Below are 8,369 nucleotides of genomic sequence, written 5' to 3' on the forward strand. Positions count from 1 at the left end.
TCACACCTACTTCCACAAAAATGGAGGGTACTCGTCCAGATCTCCCCGAATATATCTAGCCAAGAGCAAAGCCTGTGAATAGGGCACCAGTCCCCAAGACATTTTCTCATTCAAATAAGGATGAATCATTTTTTCCTGTTTTCGTTCTTGCCATGCCTTCAATACGATTTTCCTCGTATCATCGTCCATCATCACAGCCCCGTTTTCTTTTTTGTAAAATCCTTTCCCATGAATCAATTTTTTGTTAATCAATGTAAGGACAAAACGGTCGGCATATACTCCTCGAAGCTCTTCCATCACATCCAGTGCCAATGAGGCTCGCCCTGGACGATCTCTATGCAGAAAACCTACATAAGCATCCAGACCGACAGCTTCCAGTGCGGATTTCATATCGTTGGATAACAGTGTATAGGAAAAAGATAATAGGGCATTCACATTATCTAGCGGCGGGCGCTTATGGCGTCCATGGAAATAAAAATCATTTTTTTGCTGCAGGATCAAATCATCCCACACGGAATTGTACTGAACTGCCGCCGTCCCCTCCAAACCGCGTAAAATGTCCAGTTCCTCCACTTCTCGGACTTGCTTCATGATCTTTGTCAAAGAAGCGGTCACCTTCTTCATGCGTTCCGTATCAATACGAAGTGGATAATCCCTCGTTGCCCGTTCCAAAATCCATTTATGGTTATATATTTTGCCTATAATCATATTTCTGGCTACAAGAGCACTTCTTCTATCATCATCGGAAATCCGGTACTGTTCTTTTCTCAGTACCACATTTCCCCGGCTTTCCCCGGTAACTCTCGCCAAGAAGCGTCCGCTTCGTGTCATAAAGGTTAGGTCTATATTGCGTGTTGCACAAGCTCCCATGAGGCCTGGACTGGCCCCTGAATAGCCAAAAGTGCAAACCGCCTCCAAATTGTGCAAAGGATACCGTGCAAGAATGGACTCTTCTTGTTTGATCACGATATTTTCCCCATCTAGTGACAAGTACGTATCTGGCATGGTCACAAATAATGTGTTTAGTAGTTTTTTCATTCAGCTATCCTGCTTTCAATAAAGCTTGAAACTGATTTTTTATTCAATATTTCGGGAACACATATGTTATGTAGTGAGCAGCTCAGGCAGTGTGGTCCCGCTTTGGCTTTAGGTGTATGATTTCGCTCAAAATAATGCCGCATTTCCTGCAAGCTTCTACGCACACGCTCTCGGTCAGCCGCCGTGATGATGACCTCTACACGGTGTTTGATCTCATCGTAATAAAAGTAGCCTTTTGAAATCTCACACACGAGCATTTCTTCAAGACACATCACTTGTGCGACCAATTGTGCATGATCCGAGTCATTTCGTTTTGGTTTGCCACGCTTGTATTCAACAGGAAAAGGAAGGTAGGTACCTTCCTCTCCTGCAAGCGGAACACCAAGGGGATCACATATGAACTCTACCACGTCGCAGATTCCCGTAATTCCAAGCTCTCTGGAATGTATAGGTAACGCGCGTACGATGAGCTTATCCCCTCTTTTTTCACGAATCATGGGCTGATCGGCTTTCCTGTGCAAATGATTGCCCTCAATCGTCCGCACGTTTTCTTCCCATTGCTGCTCAATGTGAATAAGCGCCCACTGTCTTCTACAAAAATTAAAATGCTGTAAACCGGACAGCAGCAAATAATCTTCTTCGTTATAGACCTGCATACTCTTGGACCTCTAAGCCTTCGAGCGGTTGAACCGTGCATACGTAATCCTCAAAAGACCTCGCTTCGCTCACATCTTTATTTAGCTGAATTTGTAGTGAACGATGGACTTTAGCCGAAGAATATTTCCCTAATTTGGAATTATGCTCCCACCAGTACAGATGATGAACTTCCATACTCCCATCAGGACGTGCGGAAGAGGTATCATTTTCGAACAGTGTTCTTAAAGCTTCCCGAATTTTCTCTGCATCCTCATAGGTAAATCCGGTTTTTTCCGCCAATTGTGTATTTATACTTCCATAAAAAACATAGACGCCAAAATCAACCCTGTGCTTCATCCCCATCGTATCAGAGCTTTTCTTATTAGGGTCCTTCGGGGTTACTGCGTTGACGCTCTTGGTAATTTGCATACTGGAAATATCAATAGGAGCAAGGCTTACCGCCGTATGTATAGACACAGGTCCACGAATGCCCAGGGATATATCCTCTTTGGTAAAAGCAAATACTTGCCCAAAACTTCGTACATCGATCCAGGATTTGCAGGCTGCTTGGGCGTAAAGCTCATTGTTTTGCTTTTTGCCCTTACCAAATTCCTGTACTTCCTCATTAGCGTCTACACGTTCTTTAATGCTGCGGTAAGCATCCACACGTCTCTCATCGGATTGTACAAGAATGGATTCCCCCGTATCTTGTAGACGATTACGGATTTTGCGTTTGATACATACATCGGAAATTTCACCGTAACCGTCATAATTTTGGCGCGGACGATTGCCATTCAACGGATCACCGTTCGGGTTAGCATTACGAACTGACAGTACAACGGCAAAATCAATTTTATGGTCAAGTACACTCATTTATACGATCTCTCCCTGTTCATTATTTTCCTGGTCTTGTTCGGTATCAGTTCCTATTTCCTTATCTTTCTTGCTCGTGTACAAATCGTTACGCTGGCTGTAAAATCCGAGCAGGTACAGACCGCTTAACGGTTTGTCCGTAAAATTCTCAGCTTCTAGCTGTGCACCTACCTCATCCAGCAGGCGATTGTAATATCCCGCATCGGTTCCCATTCTTGCCTGATACGGTTGAATATTCGACTGGATAATCATCCAGGTTCGACTAGGCCGCTGTGCAAAAGCATTCATATAACGAACCGCATTTGTAGCCCGTTTTTCTTCCCGACCCAGTGCCCGTCTTTCCAGTACATCCGCAATCGCCAACATCCTGCCGAACAAATAGCTGCGGTCTTTATTTTCGGTATTTAAAGCCACTTCAAAGCCCTCCCTCTCAAATGTTTTGTTTACCAATGCGCAGGTGATACTCAACGTCTTCTCCCACTCCCATTCATCCAAGCCCACTGGATTAGAGGCACGATTAACCGCACAGCGTACAATATCAAGCGGAATTTTTCGTCCGTCAATAATGCATGGAAGCATCCGTTCAATTAAACCTTTGACAATCTTATCATTCGCTCGTGGACCGTAGGCTGCAAAGGCAATATCTCTCGTTGCAGGTGCTCCAATAAAGGTAATGTTCTTGTTATCTGCACTTTTCCGATACCGATGTTGCCAGTAACAGGTTTCGTGCCAAGCTTGTAACCGATCCAGAAACATCTCCTTGTTCAGATCACGGTAATATACCATTGCCAGCCGCCCCGGTGTTGCCGCATCCAATACCATAATGATGACATTGGAGGCATAATCGCCATCATAACGATAACCGCCAATGGCGCGACGCACTTGATTAGCAAATTCCTTATGAGTACTGTCTCCTCCTGTCGGCTCTTCATCCTCATCTTGATACAGGCTGAACGTATCACCGAGCGGATCAGGCATGTCCAGACTTTCTATTCCCCACACAAGGAAAACTCTACCGTCCACAGTAATCCCTTGACGTTCGATCAGCCACTTTAAGGCATTGTGAGCCTTCTGAGATACTTCGTAGCTGACCATCGCCGCATCGCGGCTGCTACGAAATCGTCCCCGATAGGTGAAGCCGTCAGAATCATTCGCTGAAATCAGCTTGGATTTGTCAGCGGAGTTGCGGATGCGCGAAGTATGCTTGTCTGCATAAGGCAACAGTTCACCCGACACATAACATAAGTCTTTTTCCACTAAGCTCATCTCATAAAATTGGATAAAAGATTGCTGAACAGATGGGTCACGCCATAATCTGGACTCTACCTCCCCTGGCACCTGAACCGCGAAGCGAATAAAAGCCGCACTTTGATCGGAGACAATTACTTTGAAAATATCAGGCTTTTCCCCACGCTCCGCTTCTAGTGCTGCCGTCCATTTTTCAATCAATTTGCCCTGACTGTCAATCCAGAGAACTTTGTCCCGGATCAGATCTGTTATGAGAGTTCCTTTGGCCAGATATTCATGAACGCACTTTACCTTCGAGTGCCCATAGGGAGATTCGCACCAGGAACGCAATTGCTTCATATAATCTGTGTGTGGCGTTCCTTTTACTTCGCCACAATATTGTACAAAGTCGCCTGCCACATAGACAAGCTTGTCAAAAAGTGGATACGGAACTGGAGCGCTTGTCCGACTAGCTGAGGCCTCCGTACATGGAATAATAGTGCTCCCCTCGTTTTTGTCGATAACTTTTGCTGAAAGATAGTTACCCTCCCCGTCCAGATTGACCTCTATGTGAGCGCTCTGTGTCGTATGGGATACGGGGATCAACGCGTATTCACGGTTATTTTTCTTTTTCTCAAATTGTCCGACATCACGCGTATGTTTTTCATACGTTTTATATAAATTCGCCAGCCAGCTCATTCACTTCCCCCATCCACGAACATTTCTTCGTACAGACTGTCCACATCTTGCATGTTGGCAGAACTGAACGTTTTCACTGCCCCCTCACCTGTCTTACGCACCAGTGTGCACTCCTCCGGACGAATAAAGCGGATTACACCATATTGCATTTTGGCCCTCCAAAGCCGGGTTTCCCGTTCTTTTCGACCGGTTTCATCTGGATAGCTGATCCCATGCACCATTGTGCCAAAATCAATTTCAGGAACCTCATCGTAGTCCCCCGCTCCTTCGCCGAAAACGCAGGGTTCAACGTAGCCTTGGCATTCACGCGTGCCCAGAAAAATATCTCTGCGTCCTCCGGCCTTGACCGCCCGTTTAGCAATATTATGGTGCTTATGTTCGTTGCGGTCATAAATGAGGTCTTCACGATGAAGATTGAATTCAAAATACGCACGAACCTGATAACGAACGTCTTTGAGATAAGTATAGTAAGCCAAGGTATTTCCCCCGCTATATTCAATAGGGCGAATTCCCTTTGACTCGGTCTGGATAACATTCATAACTCGAACCTCGTCTATATACCAGATCAGGGTGGGCTTCCAGTAGATGCTTTCCGCAATCCCCTTTAAGCTTTCATAACTAGGAACCTGATATGAAAATTTTTCTCCTCCAAGCTTGGTTAATGGGTCTGTGAAAAGAGCGTATCTTCCGGACACCTCAAACTCAATTTGATTCCGCATTTTTATCCCCCCTTCTTATAAAGGATTATTTATTTTTATAGAATTCACTTTTTCAGCATATACTATATTCCAAATAAATACAACCATCACTTTGCAGATTGATTGTGTTTCTCATCCTGTGCTACACTCAATGTGTCGCTGAGAAGCGTGGATTGAAAATTATATAGGATTATTTGAGTGCCCGCCTTTGGCGGGTTTTCTCTTTTAGATCATAGCCATCGACCATTCCCCTTCACCCTCTGACCCAACTCCAAATTGCCCAGAATAAGCCGTTTCCCTCAATGCCAGAACATGACCATGCAATAAAGGATATAGATCACCGTTTTTCTCCAGCTTTTTTAGCTCATAGTCATAGATATTAACGACATAGGGTTGCAGTTTCCGCAGTAGCCCACCCAGTTCCCAACTGCCCAGTTCACCATTAAACGCTAAGATTAACTCTTTTGCTTCGTCATTATAAGGTACCAATACTGATGTAGCCTTGTTACTGATAACCTCAAAATATTGCTCCGCAGTCGCTATAGATGGGCGGCTTAGAATCTCGGGATTTTTACCCCACTTTTTCTTATAAGCTCCATAATAGTCCTTGTTTGCACTCAACAATTCGAACAAATTTTTTTCCAGCTTGGAAACGGGATAATCCATTTCTTCTTTAATATTGTGATAGTAATATTCAAAATAGGCTTTCATTGCTGATGCAGATAATAAATCATAGTCGAATCGTTGCGGGTTCTGCTCAAACTCATTTAATATACGCTCTGTCTGTTCCCTGCCAATCTGAATTTCAGGCAACCTTGAAAGATTCTCGTCAGCCGATTTAATGATATACACATACCGTAGCTTATCCTTGCCATGTCGGTTACATCTACCTGCTGCCTGCGCAATAGAGTCCAGCCCAGATAGTGAGCGAACAACGCATTCAAAGCTGATATTGACTCCTGCTTCAATAAGCTGCGTACTAACACAGATGACACGCTCATTTGCCTCAAGGGCCTGTTTTAGTTCGGACAACACATCTTTACGATGGGCCGCACACATATTCGTGCTCAGATGAAATAATCTTGCGCCACCTTCTCCCAATCCCTCACGTTGGGTTAATTGGTCAAATAGCTTGCGTACAGCCATTTTTGTATTCAGAATCACAAGCAAACTATTAACTTCTTCCATTTGTTCTTGAACAAAGTCGGCCAGTTCCTCGGCTCTCCACCCCAGAGTTGTTGTACGATTCACCACTTCTACCCGTTTGAAGCTTTTGCCCACTTCATCCATATTTTCGATAATTTCGGCCTGATCGGAAAAATGAAGCTTGTGCTTTACAAAATCAAGGGCAGGTTGCGTCGCTGTACAAAGCAACAAACTGGAATCACCCATAATGTGCAAAAAATTTAGTGCCGCGTTGAATAAAGAAATACATTTCACAGGTACCGACTGAACTTCGTCAAAAATAATGACTGAATTCGACAACTGATGCAATCTTCGTACATTACGCGTACCTTTCGCATAGAAGGTATTCAGAAACTGAACCATAGTAGTGAAAACAATCGGACGATCCCAAGTATCTCTTGCTAACTTTATTTTTTTCTGATGCACGTCATAATCTTCGTTCTCAAGCTCATCTTCTCCCTCAATTACGTTAGAGTGATGCTCCAAAATCATGTCGTCTTCCTGCAAGATACCCCTGATTTCTGCAGCATTTTGCTCAATGATTGTTGTGTAAGGGACAATGTAAATGATTCGATCTTTGTTAAAGGTCATCGCATGTTTAAGCGCATACCTCAAGCTCGCCAGTGTTTTGCCCCCGCCTGTAGGAATGGATAGCGTGTATATACCAGATGGTCGTAGTGCAAAAGCTTCACATTGCCGGGACATCTCACGTCTTAAGCGATTAATTGGCTCTTCCGAGTCACTATCGTTCTCAAGTGTCTCTAGCATGTTTGTCAAAGCATCATAGCTTCTTTTAAAAAACGAATGACTATCCAGAGGCTGCTCCGGTTCTTCACCCTCTTCAAACTGCCGGGTATTGGTTCGGTCCGCATCAATAAGGCAACTAAATATGTACTTCATAAGAAGTGAAGCAGCAATAGAAGGAAGTTTATGCTGTTTAATAAGGCCTAAATAATGTTCTAGTTCCTTCTTAGCTTCAGAAAAATATTGATCCAGCTCATGTTGTGGAACATTTTCAAAAAATTCAGATACTGTTTGCTCAAACTCTTCCAAGTCTTTGGAAACGCGTTTAAAAAAAGGAGAATTCAGTTCGGGATCAATAAAGTCCCGTAACCCTTGGTGATGTGAAATGATACAATTTCCGATCCATTCTGCGGCAACCTTGTCATGAATGGAAGAGGAATGATGATAACGGTCAAAGAGTAATTTACCACCAGCTGTTGAATGATCTACAGAACCTCTGCGTGAAGGTGCATCCGGATTAGCCACAGCTCCTTGAATATACGTTTTGAATTCGTTTGTATTTTTCCCCAAATCATGTAACCAACCCGCCAGTCCAGCCAAATGACCGACACCAATTTTCCCTCCATAATGCTCACAACTCTCTTTCACTTCCTGTAGATGATCTCTCACTGTCTGAATACGTCCGTCTTTCTGACGAATGTGAGCTATATATTTCATTTAAAGTGCCTCCTGAACCAAGTCTTATTTACTAACAAAATAACAAAAAAGGAATAAAGACTTATTTACTTTTACCTTATTTCGACTTCCAATGACAAATACCTCCTAAAAAAATCAAATTAACAGATAAATTGACTAACATAAAAAAACTTGTAGCAGCGCGGTACTATTCATAGAGAAGGAGCATGTACCGCTCTTTTATTCGTCCTCTACAAAAATTAAAAATCCCCAGAGTCTTTCCTCTGAGGATTCATAATATCTACAGGATAGAATTTAAATGTAAGACGCGAGTTTCCCTCGCTGTTATCTTGAGCTTCCTGAAGATTCTATTTGAATGCTGCCCGTTTCTTCTGTTTGAACCTCACTGAGCGGACTTTATATATATTAATCCACACTCTAATACAGAGTATGACCGACCGCAGATTCTGCTCTGGTTATCTCTTGTTTTGGACGATTTCAATATATGCATTCATATAAAGTGCGACACAACTCTATCAATCTCGCTTTTCAAGGAACAGAAATTCCAATCCACGCACTCACATAGAGTGCGAC

Annotated in this window: 6 protein-coding genes; all 6 read right to left on the reverse strand. The window is 43.4% G+C overall.

What is annotated here, in order from left to right; genetic code table 11:
• Window positions 1-6: 6 nt before the first annotated feature.
• The 6 genes from cas1c to BM358_RS00930 all read right to left on the reverse strand — a co-directional run bounded on the left by cas1c (window position 7) and on the right by BM358_RS00930 (window position 7,817).
• Window positions 7-1,038 (reverse strand): type I-C CRISPR-associated endonuclease Cas1c, encoded by a 1,032-nt coding sequence (gene cas1c, locus BM358_RS00905; protein ID WP_028542681.1) that lies wholly within the window; start codon window positions 1,036-1,038, stop codon window positions 7-9.
• On the reverse strand, window positions 1,035-1,694 hold the full coding sequence (gene cas4, locus BM358_RS00910; RefSeq protein ID WP_023988275.1) for a CRISPR-associated protein Cas4: 660 nt from the start codon (window positions 1,692-1,694) through the stop codon (window positions 1,035-1,037). Before cas4 ends, cas1c begins: the two co-directional genes overlap by 4 nt.
• On the reverse strand, window positions 1,681-2,547 hold the full coding sequence (cas7c, locus tag BM358_RS00915) for a type I-C CRISPR-associated protein Cas7/Csd2 (RefSeq protein WP_028542682.1): 867 nt from the start codon (window positions 2,545-2,547) through the stop codon (window positions 1,681-1,683). Before cas7c ends, cas4 begins: the two co-directional genes overlap by 14 nt.
• Complete coding sequence (gene cas8c / locus BM358_RS00920; RefSeq protein ID WP_028542683.1) at window positions 2,548-4,473, reverse strand: type I-C CRISPR-associated protein Cas8c/Csd1; 1,926 nt, start codon at window positions 4,471-4,473, stop codon at window positions 2,548-2,550.
• Window positions 4,470-5,192 carry a type I-C CRISPR-associated protein Cas5c gene (gene cas5c / locus BM358_RS00925; RefSeq protein ID WP_028542684.1) on the reverse strand — a complete coding sequence of 241 codons (723 nt, stop codon included), beginning with the start codon at window positions 5,190-5,192 and terminating at the stop codon, window positions 4,470-4,472. The genes cas8c and cas5c overlap by 4 nt, the downstream gene beginning before the upstream one ends.
• Window positions 5,193-5,396: 204 nt before the next feature.
• Window positions 5,397-7,817: a CRISPR-associated helicase/endonuclease Cas3 gene (locus BM358_RS00930; RefSeq protein ID WP_028542685.1), complete on the reverse strand. Its 2,421-nt coding sequence runs from the start codon at window positions 7,815-7,817 to the stop codon at window positions 5,397-5,399.
• Window positions 7,818-8,369: the final 552 nt, after the last annotated feature.

This window comes from Paenibacillus sp. cl130 (genome assembly GCF_900116035.1).
Lineage (GTDB): Bacteria > Bacillota > Bacilli > Paenibacillales > Paenibacillaceae > Paenibacillus > Paenibacillus polymyxa_B.